General features: G+C 64.3%; 17 protein-coding genes. 4 read left to right on the forward strand and 13 right to left on the reverse strand.

What is annotated here, in order from left to right; translation table 11 throughout:
• Positions 1–33 precede the first annotated feature (33 nt).
• Positions 34–477 (forward strand): MarR family winged helix-turn-helix transcriptional regulator, encoded by a 444-nt coding sequence (locus JMY28_RS30120; protein ID WP_201699564.1) that lies wholly within the window; start codon positions 34–36, stop codon positions 475–477.
• 20 nt (positions 478–497) lie between these two features.
• Here the strand turns inward: JMY28_RS30120 and hpaI are convergent, their stop codons facing one another.
• From hpaI to JMY28_RS30155, 7 genes are read right to left on the reverse strand one after another with little or no spacing between them, the layout of a single operon-like run.
• A complete protein-coding gene (gene hpaI / locus JMY28_RS30125) occupies positions 498–1,280 on the reverse strand; it encodes a 4-hydroxy-2-oxoheptanedioate aldolase (protein ID WP_201699565.1) in 783 nt (260 codons plus the stop codon).
• 16 nt (positions 1,281–1,296) lie between these two features.
• A complete protein-coding gene (hpaH, locus tag JMY28_RS30130; protein WP_201699566.1) occupies positions 1,297–2,100 on the reverse strand; it encodes a 2-oxo-hept-4-ene-1,7-dioate hydratase in 804 nt (267 codons plus the stop codon).
• 23 nt (positions 2,101–2,123) lie between these two features.
• On the reverse strand, positions 2,124–2,525 hold the full coding sequence (locus JMY28_RS30135) for a 5-carboxymethyl-2-hydroxymuconate Delta-isomerase (protein WP_201699567.1): 402 nt from the start codon (positions 2,523–2,525) through the stop codon (positions 2,124–2,126).
• Between the two features lie 15 nt (positions 2,526–2,540).
• Entirely contained in the window at positions 2,541–3,404 is an 864-nt protein-coding gene (gene hpaD, locus JMY28_RS30140) for a 3,4-dihydroxyphenylacetate 2,3-dioxygenase (RefSeq protein ID WP_201699568.1), read from the reverse strand.
• Positions 3,404–4,861: a 5-carboxymethyl-2-hydroxymuconate semialdehyde dehydrogenase gene (gene hpaE / locus JMY28_RS30145; RefSeq protein ID WP_201699569.1), complete on the reverse strand. Its 1,458-nt coding sequence runs from the start codon at positions 4,859–4,861 to the stop codon at positions 3,404–3,406. Before hpaE ends, hpaD begins: the two co-directional genes overlap by 1 nt.
• A 35-nt stretch (positions 4,862–4,896) precedes the next feature.
• Entirely contained in the window at positions 4,897–5,652 is a 756-nt protein-coding gene (locus tag JMY28_RS30150; RefSeq protein WP_201699570.1) for a fumarylacetoacetate hydrolase family protein, read from the reverse strand.
• Positions 5,649–6,419, reverse strand: a complete 771-nt coding sequence (locus JMY28_RS30155; protein ID WP_201699571.1) for a fumarylacetoacetate hydrolase family protein — start codon at positions 6,417–6,419, stop codon at positions 5,649–5,651. The genes JMY28_RS30150 and JMY28_RS30155 overlap by 4 nt, the downstream gene beginning before the upstream one ends.
• Positions 6,420–6,620: 201 nt before the next feature.
• On the opposite strand from JMY28_RS30155, the gene hpaR reads away from it, so the two are divergent.
• Positions 6,621–7,019 (forward strand): homoprotocatechuate degradation operon regulator HpaR, encoded by a 399-nt coding sequence (gene hpaR, locus JMY28_RS30160; protein WP_133183917.1) that lies wholly within the window; start codon positions 6,621–6,623, stop codon positions 7,017–7,019.
• Between the two features lie 99 nt (positions 7,020–7,118).
• Here the strand turns inward: hpaR and JMY28_RS30165 are convergent, their stop codons facing one another.
• Entirely contained in the window at positions 7,119–7,430 is a 312-nt protein-coding gene (locus JMY28_RS30165) for a thioredoxin family protein (protein WP_201699572.1), read from the reverse strand.
• A gap of 627 nt (positions 7,431–8,057) precedes the next feature.
• On the opposite strand from JMY28_RS30165, the gene JMY28_RS30170 reads away from it, so the two are divergent.
• Positions 8,058–8,333 carry a hypothetical protein gene (locus JMY28_RS30170; protein ID WP_201699573.1) on the forward strand — a complete coding sequence of 92 codons (276 nt, stop codon included), beginning with the start codon at positions 8,058–8,060 and terminating at the stop codon, positions 8,331–8,333.
• Between the two features lie 64 nt (positions 8,334–8,397).
• On the opposite strand, the gene JMY28_RS30175 is transcribed toward JMY28_RS30170, so the two are convergent.
• The 5 genes from JMY28_RS30175 to JMY28_RS30195 all read right to left on the reverse strand — a co-directional run bounded on the left by JMY28_RS30175 (position 8,398) and on the right by JMY28_RS30195 (position 15,047).
• Entirely contained in the window at positions 8,398–9,666 is a 1,269-nt protein-coding gene (locus tag JMY28_RS30175) for a winged helix-turn-helix domain-containing protein (RefSeq protein WP_201699574.1), read from the reverse strand.
• A complete protein-coding gene (locus JMY28_RS30180) occupies positions 9,659–11,404 on the reverse strand; it encodes an FAD-dependent oxidoreductase (RefSeq protein WP_201699575.1) in 1,746 nt (581 codons plus the stop codon). Before JMY28_RS30180 ends, JMY28_RS30175 begins: the two co-directional genes overlap by 8 nt.
• A gap of 46 nt (positions 11,405–11,450) precedes the next feature.
• Positions 11,451–12,440 (reverse strand): DedA family protein/thiosulfate sulfurtransferase GlpE, encoded by a 990-nt coding sequence (locus JMY28_RS30185; protein WP_201699576.1) that lies wholly within the window; start codon positions 12,438–12,440, stop codon positions 11,451–11,453.
• A gap of 256 nt (positions 12,441–12,696) precedes the next feature.
• Positions 12,697–12,942 carry a hypothetical protein gene (locus JMY28_RS30190; protein ID WP_028207914.1) on the reverse strand — a complete coding sequence of 82 codons (246 nt, stop codon included), beginning with the start codon at positions 12,940–12,942 and terminating at the stop codon, positions 12,697–12,699.
• 455 nt (positions 12,943–13,397) lie between these two features.
• Entirely contained in the window at positions 13,398–15,047 is a 1,650-nt protein-coding gene (locus JMY28_RS30195; protein ID WP_201699577.1) for a methyl-accepting chemotaxis protein, read from the reverse strand.
• Between the two features lie 1,027 nt (positions 15,048–16,074).
• Between JMY28_RS30195 and JMY28_RS30200 the strand changes: the two genes are divergently transcribed.
• Positions 16,075–18,003 (forward strand): phospholipase D-like domain-containing protein, encoded by a 1,929-nt coding sequence (locus tag JMY28_RS30200; protein WP_201699578.1) that lies wholly within the window; start codon positions 16,075–16,077, stop codon positions 18,001–18,003.
• Positions 18,004–18,005: the final 2 nt, after the last annotated feature.

The following is an 18,005-nucleotide window of genomic DNA, read 5'->3' on the forward strand; positions in this document are numbered from 1 at the left end:
TTCGCGGCCGGGGAAAACCAGCCGGGAAGACGAATGACGGGGAAGTTCAACATCGCGGAGCTGTTCACCTACCGGCTCCATGTGCTGAAGAAGCAGACCGACCGGACGATGAGCGACGCGTTCGAGGCAGCGCTTTCGCTGTCACTCACGGAGGCGCGGCTGCTGCTCAGCGTGGGGGCGTTCGGCTCGTTGTCGGTGTCGGATCTCGGGCGCGTGTCGAATCTCGACCGCAGTCAGGCGAGCCGCGCCACCGACGTGCTCGAACGCAAGGGCCTGCTCGTCAAGACCTCGAACGAGGCGGACGCACGCGGCGTGCTCGTGGCGCTCACCGCACAGGGGCGCAGCACTTACCGGCGCGCCGCGACGATCTCGAAGGCGACGAACGATGCGATTCTCGCCACGCTGAGCGAGCACGAGCGCGAAGTGCTGGCCGCCGTGTTAGCCAGGCTCGTGGCGAGCGGAGAAGAAGGCGAATGAAGCGGGGCGAATGAGGCGAGCTAGCCGCGCGCCGCAGGCTGGCGGAATTTCGCAGCCAGTTCGCTTGCGCTACGCGCGAGCAACGACACGTCGCTGCCCACGGCCACGAAAGTCGCGCCCGCTTCGAGATATTCGTTCGCAATGACCGGATCGGCCGCGAGCACGCCCGCGCCCTTGCCTTGCGCGCGTACGGCGCGGATACCCTTGCAGATCACCTCGCGCACCCGTGGCGAACCCGGCTGGCCGAGCAGACCCATCGAAGCGCTCAAGTCTGCGGGGCCGAAGAACACGCCGTCCACGCCTTCCACGTGCGCGATTGCCTCGAGCTGCGCGAGCGCGCTCGCCGTTTCCACCTGGACCAGCACGCACAGTTCTTCTGCGGCGTGGTGCAGATAATCGGCGGAACCGTTCCAGCGTGAGGCGCGCGCGAGCGCGCTGCCCACGCCGCGTACGCCATGCGGTGGATAGCGCGTCGCGGCAACGGCGGCGCGTGCCTCGTCGGCGTTCTCGACCATCGGCACGAGCAGCGTTTGCGTGCCGATGTCGAGCAATTGCTTGATGATGGCGGCGTCGTTGCGCACGGGCCGCACGATCGGATGCGCGGGGTAGGGGGCGACAGCCTGAAGCTGCGCGAGCGTGCTGCGCAGATCGTTGGGCGCATGCTCGCCGTCGATCAGCAGCCAGTCGAAGCCCGTGTTCGCAAGCAGTTCGCTCACGTACGAGTCGGCCAGCGCGGCCCACAGGCCGATTTGCGGGCGCCCTTGCGCGAGCGCGCGCTTGAACGGGTTGGCGGGTGCGGACATTATTATGGAATCCTGATCAGACAAAATTGAAGCCGATCCCACCAAGCGGGCCGTAGTCGGCATGAAACGTATCGCCCGCGCGAGCTGGAATCGGGGCCGTGAACGAGCCGCTCAGAATCACGTCGCCGGCTTCGAGGCGTTCGTCGTGGCGCGCGATCTTGTTGGCGAGCCAGGCGACTCCCGTGGCCGGATGGTTGAGCACCGCTGCCGCGAGACCGCTTTCCTCCACGGCGCCGTTCTTGTAGAGCAGTGCGCCGACCCAGCGCAGGTCCACGTCGAGCGGCCTGACCGGGCGGCCGCCCAGCACGACACCCGCGTTGGCTGCGAAGTCGGAAATCGTGTCGAACACTTTGCGCGGCGCCTTGGTTTCGTGGTCGAACTGCTCGATACGCGCGTCGATGATCTCGATGGCCGGTGTGACGTAAGCCGTCGCGTCGAGCACGTCGAAGAGTGTGACGTTGGGCCCTTGCAGCGGCCGGTTCAGCACGAACGCCAGCTCCACTTCCACACGCGGCGCGATGAAACGGTCCGCGCGGATATCGCTGCCCGCGGGGATGAACATGCTGTCGAGCAGTGGCGCGTAGTCGGGCTCGTCGATCTGCGACGCGCGCTGCATGGCGCGCGACGTGAGGCCGATCTTGCGGCCCTTGATCGTGTGGCCCGCCGCGAGTTTGAGTTTGACCCATTCGCGCTGGATCGCGTAGCCGTCGTCGATCGTCATGTCCGGATGCGACCGCGAAAAATGCCGCAGCTGCGTGCGCGTGCGTTCCGCTGCGTCGAGCTGCGCGGCCAGCTCGCAGATGGTTTGCTGATCTAGCATGGTGAATTCCAGTGCGCCTGCGCTCAGGTTTTGAGCCGGGCGTGCAGGTTGTTGTGTTTCCACGTGCCTTCCTCGCTGAACTCGACGATTTCAAGCGAAAGCGCGAGGCCGTGTGAAGCGAAGGCGTGTGCGAAGTGCTGCTTGATCGCTTCGAAGAGCGCCTCGCCGGTTGCCCGGCGCACGGCCTGTGAGCGGCCCGCGCCAATCTTCAGGCAGCCGTGCAGAAAGGCGTTCCCGGGATTGCCATCGGCGACGAAGTACTGCTCGCAGCGCAGCGCGCGCGTGCGAATACCGCCTCGCGGGTAGACGCGTGCGCCGCTTTCATCGCGCTGTGCGTCGAGCACGTGGGCAAGCGTTTCGCAGAGCTGACCGATGTTGCTCGCATCCGCGAGATTTGCGCTGTATTCGAGGGTGAGATGGGGCATCGCTTGCTCCGTTGTTCAAGCCGGCAACGGCGTCACGGGCAGGATCGCGTTGATCTGCCCGGTGCCAGAGCTGCCGAAATACGGCGTGACGACTTCCGCGCGGCCTTCGTAGCGGTCCCAGCCAAGCGCGCCGAGCAGCATGGCCGTGTCGTGCATGCCGCCTTCGCCCCAACACTTTTCGTTGTACATCGGCAGCATGTCGCAGAAGGTTTTCCAGTCGCCGCGCTCCCACATCGCCACGACGTTTCGATCGGTCGCTTCGAGGAACGGGTCCCAGACCTTGTGCATGAATGCCTCGGCCGTACCGTTGTTGGCGAAGTGGTGACTCAGCGATCCGCTCGCGAGGATCGCCACCGTGCCGTCGTAGCGCGCTTCGATCGCGCGGCGCACGGCGAGGCCGAAGCGCGCGCTCGTGGCGAGGTCATGCCACATGCACCAGCCCGCCACTGATACGGTGCGGAAATGCTCGTCGCCGTTCATGTAGCGCATGGGTACGAGCGTGCCGTATTCGAGGTCGAGCGTCGTTTCGCTATGCGCGCGCGTCTTCACGCCCATTTCGTTCGCGACATCGGCGATCAGATGGCCAAGCTGCGGATTGCCGGGATACGCATACGGCATGTTTCTGATGAAATGCGGCAGCTCGTTGCTCGTGTAGACGCCTTCGAAGCGCGGCGCACAGTTGATGTGATACTCGCTGTTCACCAGCCAGTGCACATCGAACACGACGATCGTGTCCACGCCCAGCTCGCGGCAGCGCCGGCCGATCTCGTGGTGACCATCGATGGCGGCCTGGCGACAACCCTTGTGCGGGCCGTCCAGTTCGGAGAGGTACAGCGAAGGCACGTGCGTGACCTTGGCGGCGAGCGCGAGTTTGCCCATTACACGCCCCAGTGCGGAATGTGATGCGAGCCGAGCGAAACACACACGTTCTTCGGCTCGAGGAACACTTCATAGCTCCACGTGCCGCCTTCGCGGCCCACGCCTGAAGCCTTCGTGCCGCCGAACGGCTGGCGCAGGTCGCGCACGTTCTGGCTGTTCACGAAGCACATGCCCGCTTCGACGGCGGCCGCCACACGCAATGCGCGACCCGTGTTTTCGGTCCACACGTAGCTGGAGAGGCCGTAGGCGATCTCGTTGGAAAGACGGATCGCGTCCGCTTCGTCGTCGAAGGGAATCAGGCACGCAACCGGCCCGAAGATTTCCTCCTGCGCGATGCGCATGCGATTATCGACATCGACGAACACAGTCGGCTGAACGAAGTTTCCGTTCTTGAACGCATCGGGCAACGCGGGTGCGTCGAGGCCGCCGCACGCGAGCGTTGCGCCTTCCTTCGGTCCGAGTTCGATATAGCTGCGCACCTTCGCGAGATGGCCCTGGCTGATCATCGGGCCGACGATGGTTTTCTCGTCGAGCGGATCGCCCACGGTGATGCGTTTCGCGCGCTCGATGAAGCGCTGTGCGAACTTCGCATAGATCGAGCGCTGCACGAGGATGCGCGAGCCGGCCGTGCAGCGCTCGCCGTTGTTCGAGAAGATCATGAACACGGCGGCGTCGAGCGCGCGTTCGAAATCGGCGTCGTCGAAGATCACGAACGGCGACTTGCCGCCCAGCTCCATCGAAAACTTCTTGAGGCCCGCAGCCTGCACGATGCGGTTTCCCGTAGCCGTCGAGCCCGTGAACGAGACCGCGCGCACGTCAGGATGCGCGACGAGCGGCTCGCCCGCTTCCTTGCCAATGCCGTGCACGATATTGAGCACGCCGGCCGGAATGCCCGCGTCGAGCGCGAGCTGGCCGAGCAGCGAGGCCGTGAGCGGCGATAGCTCGCTCATCTTCAGCACGGCGGTGTTGCCGAACGCGAGGCAGGGCGCGACCTTCCACGTGGCGGTCATGAACGGCACGTTCCAGGGCGAGATGAGCGCGCACACGCCCACGGGATGAAACAGCGTGTAGTTCAAGTGCGTAGACGTGGGGTACGTGTGGCCATCCACGGCGGTACAGACTTCGGCGAAGTAGCTGAAGTTGTCGGCTGCGCGCGGGACCAGCTGCTTGCCCGTTTGCGATATGGTCTGGCCCGTGTCATTCGTTTCTGTCTGCGCGATCTCCGGCACGTTCTTCGCGATCAGCTCGCCGAGCTTGCGAATGGCCTTCGCACGCTCAGCGGCGGGCTTCGCGGCCCACGCGGGAAATGCGTCTTTTGCGGCGCGCACCGCGAGGTCGACTTCCTCTGCGCCGCCGCGCGCGACTTCCGCGAGCACGGCCTGGTTCGCCGGATTCACGGTTTCGAAATAGTCGCGCCCCGTATGCGCGCGGCCGTTGATGAGATGTTCGATTCGCATGTCTAACTTATCCTGAGTTCGATTCGTGGCCGGTTTCAGCGCCCGTAGTCGGCATCGCTCGCGATGGTATTGACCAGACGGCCCAGGCCGTCGATCTCGCACACCACTTCGTCGCCCGCATTCACGTTGACGACGCCTTCGGGCGTGCCGGTCAAAATGACGTCGCCGGGGGCGAGCGTCATGAAACCGCTCAAATACTCGATGAGTTCCGCGATGCCGGTGACGAAATCGCGCGTGTTGCCGTTCTGCTTGAGTTCGCCGTTCACGTAAGTGCGCAGACCGAGCGCGTTGACGTCGGCGACGTCGGCCGCATCGACGAACCAGGGCCCAAGCACGGTGCCGCCGTCGCGGTTCTTCACGCGCAGGTTCGGGCGGTAGTAATTCTCAAGATAGTCGCGGATCGCGTAGTCGTTCGCGATCGTGTAGCCGGCCACGTACTGCATGGCGTCCTCGCGTTTCACGTTCTGCGCGGTGCGGCCGATCACGACGGCAAGCTCGCACTCGTAGTGCATGAACGTGACATCGGCGGGGCGGCGCGTGGTGCCGCGATGGCCGATCACGCTGCCCGGCCCCTTGAGGAACACGAGTGGTTCCTCCTGCTTCGAGAACTGCAGTTCTTTGGCGTGCTCGGCGTAATTGAGTCCGAGTGCGAAGATCGTGCCGGTCTCGAACGGCGCGAGCCACACGAGTTCATGCTCCTCGCACACGCGGCCGTCGGCGAGCCGCACGCGGCTGCCTTCGGGCGTGGCTTGGTGTATCGCGCCTGCATAGGCAACGCGTGCGCGCATCATGCTTGTTCTCCCTGCGCCACGGCTGCCGCGACGAATTCGATTTCGAGCGGTGCCCAGTCTCCAATGGCGATGGTTGCGCGCGCACCGGCTTGAACCACGGGTGCGCCATGTGGCACGCCGAGCGTGACAACGTCGCCGGGGGCGAGCGTCATGAAGTCGGTGACATCGGCGAGTAATCGGGCGACGCCGCGAACGTTCGTGGCCGTTGTCGCATTGAAGGCCTCACCGCCTTCTACGTTCACGGCGATCGCAAGCTGATCGGGATCGGTCACATGTCGGCGCGCGACCACAGCGGGGCCGATCACGCAGAAGTTGTCGCGCGCGCGAAACCGCACCGAGGGACGATAGACGCTCGCGTGCGGCACGCTCAGATCGGCCACGAGCGTATAGCCCGCGATGTAATCGAACGCTTCATGCACGGCGACGCGTGTGGCGGCGCGTCCAATCACGATGCCGAGCGACGCACCCACTTGCACGCCGTCGCTCCCGGGGACGACCACGCGCGCGCGATGCCCGGCGTGCGTATTGCGGGGCTTCAGATACAGGATGGGCGCGCGGGGCGGCGCCTTATAAGGGGGCGCGTTCACGGCGTCGCCCAGCGCTTCGAGCGCGTGGCGGTCGTTGAGCAGCGTGCCGTAGACCGCGCCGCTCACGGGCGCCCGGCAGCGCGCGCCCGCGGCGAGCAGCGAGCGCACGGCAGCGGCGCTTACGTCGCGCGGCAACGCCTCGCCCTCGACGTGCAGCAGATGATCGGCAACAGAAAACATGGCTTGGATTGGCTTCACGGAAACACTAATATGTGAGTGATAGTGCGCTTGCTATCATCCGTCGTCAATCGTCGATGAGAATTTTTCGGGTTTCCCCTGGGACACTCAGTTCCCTTGGTGCGCCCCGTTCCTCGTTTAGCTGAAACCGCCATGTCCGATACTTCACGTCCGACCACTCGCGTTGCGCACCGCAACCTGCCCATGCTGCTGCTGCGCGCGCGCGAAAAGATGATGGAGCGCTTTCGCCCGCTCATCACGTCGCACGGCCTCACCGAGCAGCAGTGGCGCGTGATACGCGCGCTCAACGAAAGCGGGCCGCTCGAACCGCGGCAGATTTCCGACCTGTGCACGATATCCAGCCCGAGCATGGCGGGCGTGCTCGCGCGCATGGAGGCGCTCGGCCTCGTGACGAAGGAGCGTTTCGCCGACGACCAGCGGCGCGTGCTCGTCTCGCTCACGAAGAAAAGCCATCAGCTCGTGAAAGCGATTTCGAAGGAACTGGAGGCGCGCTACAAGGCGCTTGAAGCGGAGGTAGGACCGGAGGTGGTCGAGCGCGTGTATCGCGCGATCGACGATCTGCTCGCCGGGCTCGAGGAGTGAGCGCGGCGAGGGCAATCAGGCGGGTTGGCGAGGAAAGGTGAGGTTTTTCGGGAGCGGTCCGCGCGGATAGTTCGGACCGCGTATGAGGGCCCGGCGAGACTATGCGAGCGAAGCGAACGCCTCGTCGAGTTCGGTGGCGTTTTGCGGACGCACCACGCGCGCGACCTCCACGCCGTCGCGCAGGAAGATGAGCGTTGGCCAGAGCTTCACGCGAAACGAGCGGCCTAGCGCGCGGCCCGGCCCATCTTCCACTTTCAGGCGGCGCACCTGCGGATTGCGCTCGAACGCTGCGCCAATCAGGGGTTGCGCGCCCTGGCAATAGCCGCACCAGTCGGTGCCGAATTCGACGACGGCGGCCCCGTTGAGCGAGTCGATTTCCTTGCGGGCGGGCGCGTTCGTTGCGTAGCTCATCGTGTGATTCCTCGCATTGGCATCTGCAGACATCCACATACGATACCGCATCGCGCGGCATCGTTCAGGCTTCGCTTCGGCGCCCACATGGCTGTTCACGCGATAGGTGAGGCTTTTCGGGAGTGAGCAGGTTTGCGCTTGTTCACGCACCTCACACGAAATTGCGTGAGCACATGGGTTGAGCAGCCGCGTGAAAAAATGCCTTGAAAACAAGGGCGAAATGCATCGCTAGCCTGTGATGCGGTGAGCGAGAACCGGCCGGCAGCCGCACTCGAAGCCGCGTGAACCCACGCTTCGACGCACAAAGGTGAGTGTTTTCAGGAGGGGCGGGTGCGCGCCATCAGCGATCATGTGAAGCGAGGCGGGGCACCCGCCAATCCATCGTGCAAAAACCACATTAGCCCTGATTTCAAGGCATTTTCTTGCCGCCACACGCGACACGGCGACAAGCCGTCGCGCCCGAGGACTCGGCGCGCGGGCGGCAAAGGTGAGAAGATTCGGGAGCGCGCTTTGCGTTGACCCTTGCGCTGCCGGGCCTCGAATAGACGCCCGCACCCGATGGGTATATAACATTAAAAAGTGCGGGATTCTTTTGACTACGGCTCACCAAGGGAGATCGATTTCATCATGACGAGCGACGACACGCAAAAGCAGGACGCTCAAAAGCCTGGCGCCGGTTCATCGCAACCGGATCTGGAGAGTCTGAACGCCGCCTTCAGTCACGTTGACGAAGGCGTGAAATCCGGCAAGATCGCGGCGGGCGCGGCCAAGGGCCTCGTCTTCAGTCTCGTTGAAACGCTGGGCGCGCTGGTGGGCGACCCCGACCTGCCACAGCACGCGCGTTCGGGCTACGAAGGATTGCTCGAGGCCGCGCGCGAGCTGCGCGCCAAGCTGGAGCACTAATCATTCTCAACGTGTGCGGCTGCGCGTTTGCCAACCCGCTTTTGCCAACCCGGTAGCCGCACGCTCACTCAGCCAGCAGGGCGGCCGCAAGGCCGTCCGGCGCGGCGCCGATGCGTAGTTCCGGCGTGCCGTGCCAGTCCGCGCAACGCTGCAGCGCCCGGCGCAAGTCGGCCACCAGACGGCCACTCGTGCGCACGCCGGGCTCCAGATGCAGCGACTTCACCTCGAACACCTGTTGCGCCCGATGCGCCTTGGCGTCGATACGCCCGATGAGCCGCCCGCGATTCAAGATCGGCAGTACGAAGTAACCGTACTTGCGCTTCGCAGCCGGCACATAGCATTCCATGGCGTAGTCGAAATCGAATAGCGCCAGTGCGCGCTTGCGGTCCCACACCACCGGGTCGAAGGGCGAGAGCAGGGTCGTGACCGTGGAGGCGAGCTTACCGCTCGCCGCATCGTCGATGAGCGGCGCGTGCTCGCGATGCACGAACGCGTCGTGTTTCCAGCCTTCCACGCGCACCGGCAGCAACTCGCCCGCGTCGGCGAGCGCATGCAGGGCATCGGCATACGGGCGACGCGGCAGGCGGAAGTAGTCGGCGGCCCAGTCCGCACGGATCACGCCGAGCGCGCGGCAGGACCGCAAGACCAGCTCGCGTTCCGCGTCGGCCCGCGGCGGCAGATCGCGCGCGTCGTTCCAGTGCGGCAACACGCGCTCGGCCACGTCGTACACACGCTGGAAGTTGTGCCGCTGGGCCACCATCAGCGCGCCGGTTGCGAACAGCACTTCCAGATGCCGCTTTTCCGGCTTCCAGTCCCACCATCCGCTGCCCTTGTCGCCCTCGGCGCGCGCGAAGTCGGCGGAACGCACGGCGCCCTCGGTACGAATGCGCTCGAGCAGCGCATCAATTTCGTCGCGGTATTGGTCGTGCCACTCGGCCGCGTATTTCCAGCCCATGCCTGAAGGATCGAGCATGCGGTGGCGCAGCAGCCCATAGTCCTCGATCGGCAGGAAGCACGCCTCGTGCGCCCAGTACTCGAACAGGCGCCCTTGTGCGAGATGCGCGTCGAGCCAGGCCGGCTCGAACGCGCCAATACGGCTGAACAGCACGAAATAAGGACTGCGCGCGACCACATGGATCGTGTCGATCTGCAACTGCGCCATGCGGCGGATGGCGTCGAGCACGTCGTCCTGTGTGGCCTTGCGGCGTGGCGGCGCGAGCAGCCCTTGCGCCGCGAGGTGCAGCGTGCGGGCCGCCGCGAGCGGCAGAATTAGCGAGGAACTGGCTTCGGCAACCGTGGGCGCATCGGCCGCGTCCGCACCGCGCTCACGCATGGACGCCCGCAACCACCATCACCGGCCGCAGCGCGGCGAGCCGTTGATGGATCTGCGCGACCACGGCCGCGCCTTCGCCCACCGCCGCGGCCACGCGCTTGGTCGAGCCCGCGCGCGCGTCGCCGATCGCGTAGACGCCTTCCACCGAAGTCGCAAGGCTGCACGACTCGTTGTCGCCGGTCAGCACGAAGCCGTGCGGGTCGAGCTTCACGCCGCACGCGCGCAGCCAGCCCGTATTCGGGTCGGCGCCCGTGAACAGGAACAGGTGGCGCGAATCGAAATGGTCGATGCCTTCCGGGCACGGCGTCTTCAGACGCACCGACGCGAGACCGGAACCGTCTTCGCCCAGGCCACCGATCTCGCTGCGCCCGTGCACCCGCACGTTCGCGAGCGAGGCAATCCGGTCGATCAGATAGCGCGACATCGTCGATTCGAATCCGGTCTTGCGGATCAGCACGTCGATCTGGCGCGCGTGCGTGGAGAGGTAGACGATCGCCTGGCCCGCCGAATTGCCGCCGCCCACGAGCACGACGTTCTCGTGCTTGCAGAGCTTGGCCTCGACCGGCGAGGCCCAGTAATAGATCCCGCGCCCCGTATAGCGATCGATGCCGTCGATCGCGGGCTTGCGGTACACCGCGCCGCTCGCGATCACCACGGTATGCGCGCGCACATCGCCGCTGCAGGTTTCGAGCCGGCGCGGTTCTTCATCGCAGAACAGCTTGCGCACCGTGACCGGAATGGCCACGTGCGCGCCGAACTTCTGCGCCTGCACGAACGCGCGGCCCGCGAGCGCCTGGCCCGAGATGCCGGTGGGAAAGCCGAGGTAGTTTTCGATGCGCGAGCTTGCGCCCGCCTGGCCGCCCGGCGCGCGCGAATCGAGCACGATCACCGAAAGGCCCTCGGAGGCGGCGTACACAGCGGTGGCGAGACCGGCCGGGCCCGCGCCCACCACGCAGACGTCGTAGACGCGCTTGCCATCGAGCTCGGGCAGGATGCCGAGACACGTGGCCAGTTCGGGCGCGCTGGGATGGCGCAGCACCGTGCCATCGGGGCAGATGACGAGCGGCAGGTCCTCGCAGCGCGCGGCGAAACGCTCGACTACGCAGAGCATGCTTTCATCGCGCTCGTCGAGCACCGAATACGGATGGCCGTTGCGCGAGAGGAAGCCCTGCAGCGAAACGAGTGCGGGATCGTTGTGCTTGCCCACGAGAATCGGGCCACCCGCGCCCTTTTCGATGAGCGAGACGCGGCGCAGGATCAGCGCGCGCACGATGCGCTCGCCGAGTTCGGCTTCGGCGACGATGGCCGCGCGCAGTTGCTCGGGCGGAATCAGGATCGCATCGACGGGTTCGAGCGCCAGCCCGTCCACGAGCGCCGGGCCGCCCGAAAGCTGGCCCACTTCGGCGAGGAAATGCCCGCGCCCATGCTCGACGATGAGCCGCTCGCGGCCCAGCCCGTCGCGCTGGAACACTTTGACCGAACCGGAGAGCAGCACGAACATGCCGGGACCGGTTTCGCCCGTGCGAAAGAGCAGTTCGCCCGCCGCCCAGTGCTGCTGCTCGCCGAAGCGCGCAAGGCGCGCGATTTCGTCGTCGGAGAGTTCGGGGAACATCTGGTGGCGCCGCGTGGAGAGCGTCGAGAACGGCGCTTCGGCGGGTTGCGGCTGCGTGTCGGAGTGGCGGCTCGCGGAAGGAAGGTCCGCGGATTCCGGAACCTCGGCTTCGGTGATCGTGCCCATCTGGCGGTTCTCCTCGTGCGGGCGGCTCGGGAGCGGGCCGCCCGGATCAGACAGCTTTAGGCGTGATGTTGACCGGGACTTCGGCGTGGGCCATCAGCTGGAGCGACTCGAGCGCGCGGCCGGCGTCGCGCCACGCATCGAGGCCGCCGAGGAGCGGCACCACATCGGTAAAGCCAGCCTCGACGAGCTTCTTCGCCATCCAGGCCGCGGAAATTTCATTGGGGCACGAGCAATAGATCACGAGCTTCTGGTCGTTCGGATATTTGCCGACGATCTCTTCGAGCTTGCGCTCGTCGGCGAATAACGCGCCCGGAATGATGTACGGATCGAGCTTGCGCTTTTCTTCTGAACGAATGTCGAACACCACCGGCGGCGGCTTGGCGCCCATCGCGCGGTAGAGGTCCTCCACCGTGATGCGTGCGCTCGCGAGCTTTTTGATGAGCTGGCGACGGCGCTGCCAGCGGTAGGTCGCGTAGAGCATCAGCAGCACGACCACCACGACGGCGGCAAAGCGCCCAAGGCGGCTTGCGCCGGCGAGCATCATGTCGATCTGAGGTGCGAACATCACGCCGATGAGCAGGCCGGTGCCGGACCACAAGGCCGCGCCGATGCCGTCGAAGCCGACGAACTGGCGGTAGGGCACGCCCATCGCGCCCGCCAACGGCACGGAAACGAGCGATAACCCTGGCACGAACTTGGCGATGGCGAGCACGCGCACGCCCCAACGGCCGAAAAAGCGCTCGGTTTTTTTCACGCAGGTGTCGCGCGAGAGCGAGAGCTTGCAGAGCGTCTTGAGCGTGTTGCCGCCGTAGAGGCGCCCGGCCATGAACCACACGCTGTCGCCGATCAGCATGGCGAAGATGGAGAGCCCGAGCACCGGCGCGACCTGCTGGCCGATCGATCCGGGATGCATGGCCGCCATCGCGCCGAACAACACGAGCGCGGGCATCGCGGGCACGGGCAGCCCTAGCGATCCGGCGAGCACATTAATGAACACCAGCGCAGGCCCGTATTGCGCGATGAGGTCATGTAGCATCGGCTTACTTCCGTTGCGCGATTAAGCGAGGAACGGGAAAGATAGGAGGGTAACGTAAAGATTATGGACGCATTTCGTAGGCGTGCAAGCGACCCCCCTGCACGCACGTGAGAATGCCTGCCGAGTGCGGCAGGCATGTGAAAAAAGCGCCGGATTGAAAAGCGGTAGACGCGATGAACGCGAGATGAGCGCAAAGCGACAGAACGCGGCACACGAGACTTTGCGTGCCGCGTTCGTGACGCCTCTTTCCGTGCGCTTAGCGCGTGTGTGATTCCCCGGGCAACTCGGCGCCTTGCGCGCGAATTGCCGCGATTAGCTCGGCCGGCGTGATTTCGTAACGCACTTCGCGATGGATGCCCGGCTTGCGCTCGTCGACTTCGACCAGCAAGAGGCTTTTGCCGTCGGCCGCCGATTCGAGGCGCAGTGAACGCAGTTCGCGTCCGGTCGCGTCGTCATGCTCGGTGAGCAGGGTCATGTTTCCGGAAGACCCGGTCGTGCGCATTGATGTTGTCCTCGTGCGTTGGGTGGTCGAGCCATTGTACGGGGTCGGCTGCACGGCGTGTTTATGCAAGTGAGCGCCGACACACACAGCGAGATCGCTGTGCCGCGACCCTGGCCAGCCAGTTTAACGCGACTCGCCGCGACGCCGCCCGTTTTTGCGCGCCCTGCAACGGGCTATGCGAAATGCGTTGCGCGTTGCGCCGCTGTCATGGTTGCGAAGCAAAGCGATGCCAGGCGAGAGGCGTATGCAGCAGAAAAAACGGCTCATCCGGGCAGGCCGGGTGAGCCGTTGAAACGCCGTTGTTACTCGGATCAGCAAACCGTGGTACGGCCTGCTGACGGTTTGCATGGTGCAGCCCGGGCTCCGCACTGTCGAGATGGGACTAACGCCGATCTCTCAGACCAATAAGGCGAAGTGGATCGGGTGCGCTTGCGGCGCAGCGTGCGCGCCGGCCGTCATGCCGCGATGTCCTCGACCGCTTCGGCAATATTGACGCTCTCGCGGCGCGCCGGGGGGCGAGCGGGCTTCGAGCGCTTTGACGCCTCAGCGCCCGCCACGGTGAACAGGCGCACGGCTTCGTCGAGCACGTCGGCCTGTTCGGCGAGCCGCTGCGCCGTGGCGGCGGCCTGCTCGACGAGCGCGGCGTTCTGCTGTGTGGCGCTGTCCAGGTGCGCCACCGCCTGATTGACCTGCCGGATGCCCTCGGCCTGCTCGCCGCTCGCGTTCGCGACCTCGGTGATGATCGACGAGACGCGGCTCACGGCTTCGTCGATCGAGCGCATCTGCGCAGTCGTGTTGCCGACGAGTCGCGTGCCCTCGGCGATCTCGTTCACGCTGGCGTCCACGACCTGCTTGATCTCTCTCGCCGACGCCGCGCAGCGCTGCGCGAGCATGCGCACCTCGCCCGCCACCACGGCGAACGAACGGCCCGCCTCGCCCGCGCGCGCGGCTTCGACGGCGGCGTTGAGCGCGAGGATATTGGTCTGGAAAGCGATGCCGTCGATCACGCCAGTGATGTCGCTGATGCGGCGCGACGCGTCGGTGATACCCGTCATCGTGCGTTCCATCTGCGCCGCGATCGAGCCGCCCTCGGCGGCGGCGGACTGCGCGTCGCGCGCAAGATCGAGTGCGCGGGCGCTCGCTTCGGCGTTGGCCTGCACGGTGGTCGTGAGTTGATCCATCGTAGCCGCGGTTTCTTCGAGGGAGGCGGCCTGCATTTCAGTGCGGCGCGAGAGATCGAGATTGCCGCTTGAGATCTCGTGCGCGGCGTCGAGCATGCCGTCGATCTGCGAGCGCACGTCGAACACGATCGCGGTGAGATTGGCCTGCAACTGGTTGAGCGCCTGGAGCACGTCGCCGAGATCGTCGTTCGTGGCGACCGCGAGCGTGGCCGTGAGGTCGCCCGCGGCCATGCGCGTGGAGGCCGTGGTCATTTGTGCGAGCGGCGCGCCGAGGTGGCGCGTGGTGAGTCGCCAGGCGCCGAGCGCGCAAACGCAGGCCGTGCCGAACGCGCCCCAGAAGGGCAGCGGCGGCAGACCTTGCCAGGCGGCTAAGCCGGCTGCGGCGAACACGGCCGGCACGGCGCCATAGCCGAACGCGATGCGCGTGGCGATAGGCACACGCAGCAGCGACTGCAGCGCGCCCACGAGGCCCGTGCGCACCACGGAGCCGTGGCGCAGCCGCACGCCTTGCAGACGGCCCTCGCGCATTTGCGCGTAGAAGGCTTCAGCCGTGCGGACTTCCTCGCGCGTGGGCTTTATGCGCACGCTCAGATAGCCGACCACCGAGCCTTGCTCGGAGACGGGCGTGACGTTCGCGCGCACCCAGTAGTGGTCGCCGGACTTGCGGCGGTTCTTCACGATCGCGGTCCAGGGGCGACCTTCACGGACGGTCTCCCATAGGTCAGCGAACGCTTCAGCCGGCATGTCGGGATGCCGAATGATGTTATGCGCGTTGCCGATCAGTTCTTCTTTCGTAAAGCCGGACACCGCGACGAACGCAGGATTGCAGTACTGAATGCGGCCCTTGAGGTCAGTGGCCGAGACGAGCATCTGCGAAGCGGGATAGTCGAATTCCTGTTGCGTGACGGGTTGATTGTTGCGCATGAGATTCCTTCGATGGGGCCGCTTGAGACCCAACAACACAGCGAGGCATAACGGCATTTCCCTTACAAACTTTAGGGATATGCGCGCTTTAGGGGCGCGCGAGGCGATAGGCGCGCAGCGAGAAAATCCGTTGTGCTATCAATGGATTGGCACGGATGTTGGGGGGTATATGCACAGACTTTTCCCCGTTAACTGTGGACAAGTCCAGTGCCTTCAAAACGTGCAACTTCTCTGTCGTGTGAGGCATTGACGTTTGTGATCAAGGGCTTAGCTTCGCTGTCCAGAAGTTGTGCACAGGGCTGCCAACAAAATCTGTGGAGAACTCGGGTGGGTTTCGAGGCCGTTTGAGGCTGCGTTGCCGCGATCGGGAACGCCGCGAGTTAACCGAAACGCATCAAGGACTTGATGCGGTCTTCCAAGGGTTACGCACAGGGCTGCCAACAAAATTTGTGGACAAGTCATGGCGCGCGGAACGTTTGGGTTGCCAGGGGACTCGGGTGGGGGCTTGCCTTCTGGGCCGGCGCGGATGCCATGCAATTTTCATTTCCTTTTCCGTGCGGTACGGCTGCGTATGGCTGGTCGAGGCAGCAGCACGGCTCATTCCGATCTCGGGGCAACGCGAATGCGCCAAAAGCCTGCGCGACCACATCCGTTGTACGGATCACCGAGCTGGTGAACCGGGCGGCCGCGGAATATCCCGGTCTTACCGCATTATTTCGATATGCGAATTGAAACGAGTTGCTTGCCGATGCTGAGTCGATGATTTCGTGACATCTTTGCCGTGAATCAAATTGGGGAATTTTGGTATGGCTGCGCCACGCCAGAAGTCCCCTATTTTCCCTTTTCCGGAAGTTGAAATGGGCGGATGCGTACAACACGAGTCCGCCAGTTTCAATAACTGCGGTTTTCAGTTTCACGAGAACGTCAAGGACTCAGATATTTCGCCCATCGCTGACCGGGCTACACATCGTCAGGACTACAGGGGTTGGTTGGACGATGAATCCGCCCAGGAATCAGGAGAATAAGCATGGCTAATCCGTCGAACATCGTCGTTCCCATTGCGCTTGATGAGAGGCAGGGTGCTGACATCTGCCTGCCCTGGTTTGTCGATTTTGCGCCGGAGGGGCCATCCGAGTATCCGCCCCGCACGGCCACATATGCGCCGCTGGTCAACGGACTGAAGACATTTGGCGCACTCTACGATGCGATTGACAAGGCGACCACGACCATCGATTACATCTGCTGGGGTTTCCAGCCGTCGATGTACTTCATCCGCGATGGCCAGTCGCTTCGCATTGGCGATCTGCTCATCAAGAAGGCCAGGGAAGGCCGCAAGGTCCGCATCCTGTGCTGGCTCGACACGCTAATGGTGGCTCAATTCAATGAACCGTCGATGCCGATGTACGACCTGACCAGGCTGGTGTCGCAGAACGAGGACAAAGACCAGCGGGCGTATGACTGGAACTGGTACTGGCGTGCCCGCCAACCAGCAAGCAGCGTCACAGACCCGGCTCGAATAGCGCGCGCCCAGCGAATCAAGGCCGAGCTTGAGCAGATGGACGCGCAGCTTCGTGCGCAGGGGACGCTTCCACCGAACCGCGGTCCTTCGTTTGATACAACACCGCTGAGAGATATTGGTATCGAACTGGTCACGCGCGATTTTTCCTGGCAGGATCGTAACGAAATCAAGGATCGCGAAACTCTGATACGTCGGCTCGGTTCCGGCCCGAGCTGGTCGGCAGCCAACGTTGCCTACACGACTGAGCCTTCGCATCACCAGAAGATGGTGCTGATCGACTACGAAAAGCCGGAAGTGGCGGTCGGTTTCGTGATGGGGCACAACACGCTCGACGCCTACTGGGACGATGACGCGCACAGCTGCGTCAAGTACGCGCCGAACCGGGGGCGCAACGGCGCGACGCCACGGCAGGACATGTCGGCCATCGTGACGGGGCCGATCCTCGAACATCTGAACGTGAACTTCTGCCGGGCCTGGAAGCGGGATGCGAAGGAAGATCTGCTCTCGAAGCGCAAGGGGCTGGAGCAACAACTGAAGCCGCGCAAGGAATTCGGCACGCCCGTGATGGCGCAGATCAACCGCACGCAGTCACAGGAAGGTGTGCGCAATATCGAGTCCCTTTACCTCCAGGCGGTCAATAACGCGACGAAGTTCATCTATATCGAGAACCAATATTTCCGCTGGCCCCAGCTTGCCGAAAAGATCAAGGACGCCGTCAAGGCGCAGATTTCGTGGGGGCGTGATCTGGCGAAGCCGGTCTATCTGTTTGTGGTGACGAATTCCGACGACGACGCGCTAGACAAGGGACAGGGGACGACCTACGACATGCTCAACAGTCTCGGGCGGGCGCAGCAGATGCCGAACGTCTATAGGCAGGAACAGCAGGATGCGCTTTCCGCACAGAACAACGCTGCCATAAATGCCATATTGCAGGCCAAGCCTGGCACGCAGACTCATGACGCGCTCATGGATATCGATTCGGTGAACCAGCAGAAGGCCAAACTGCGCGACATGAAGGATGAGGATATCCCAGCCCCCGAGACGCCTGGCCTGAAAACGCTTGTCTGCACGCTGGTCGCAAAGGACTCGCCGCCCGGTAGCAAGTGGATGCCGGTCTACGTGCACAGCAAGATCATGGTGATTGACGATGTGTTCCTCACGCACGGTTCGGCCAACGTCAACCGGCGCAGCATGGAAGTGGACAGCGAACTGAACATCTGTCACGAGCGGATGGACGTGACGCAGCCGTTGCGCAGGCAGCTTTGGGATATTCACACGAACGGACAGGGAGCGCAGGATGATCCGGCTGATGCCTATGACGCGTGGTCATATATTTTGAATGAGAACAGGACGCGTCAAACCAACAAGGAAAAATCACCCTACGCATCGCTGATTCGTTTCAACAGCATGACGACGAAACGGATGCGCATGGACTGAAG

The organism is Paraburkholderia hiiakae, from assembly GCF_904848665.1.
In the GTDB taxonomy this organism is placed as follows: domain Bacteria; phylum Pseudomonadota; class Gammaproteobacteria; order Burkholderiales; family Burkholderiaceae; genus Paraburkholderia; species Paraburkholderia hiiakae.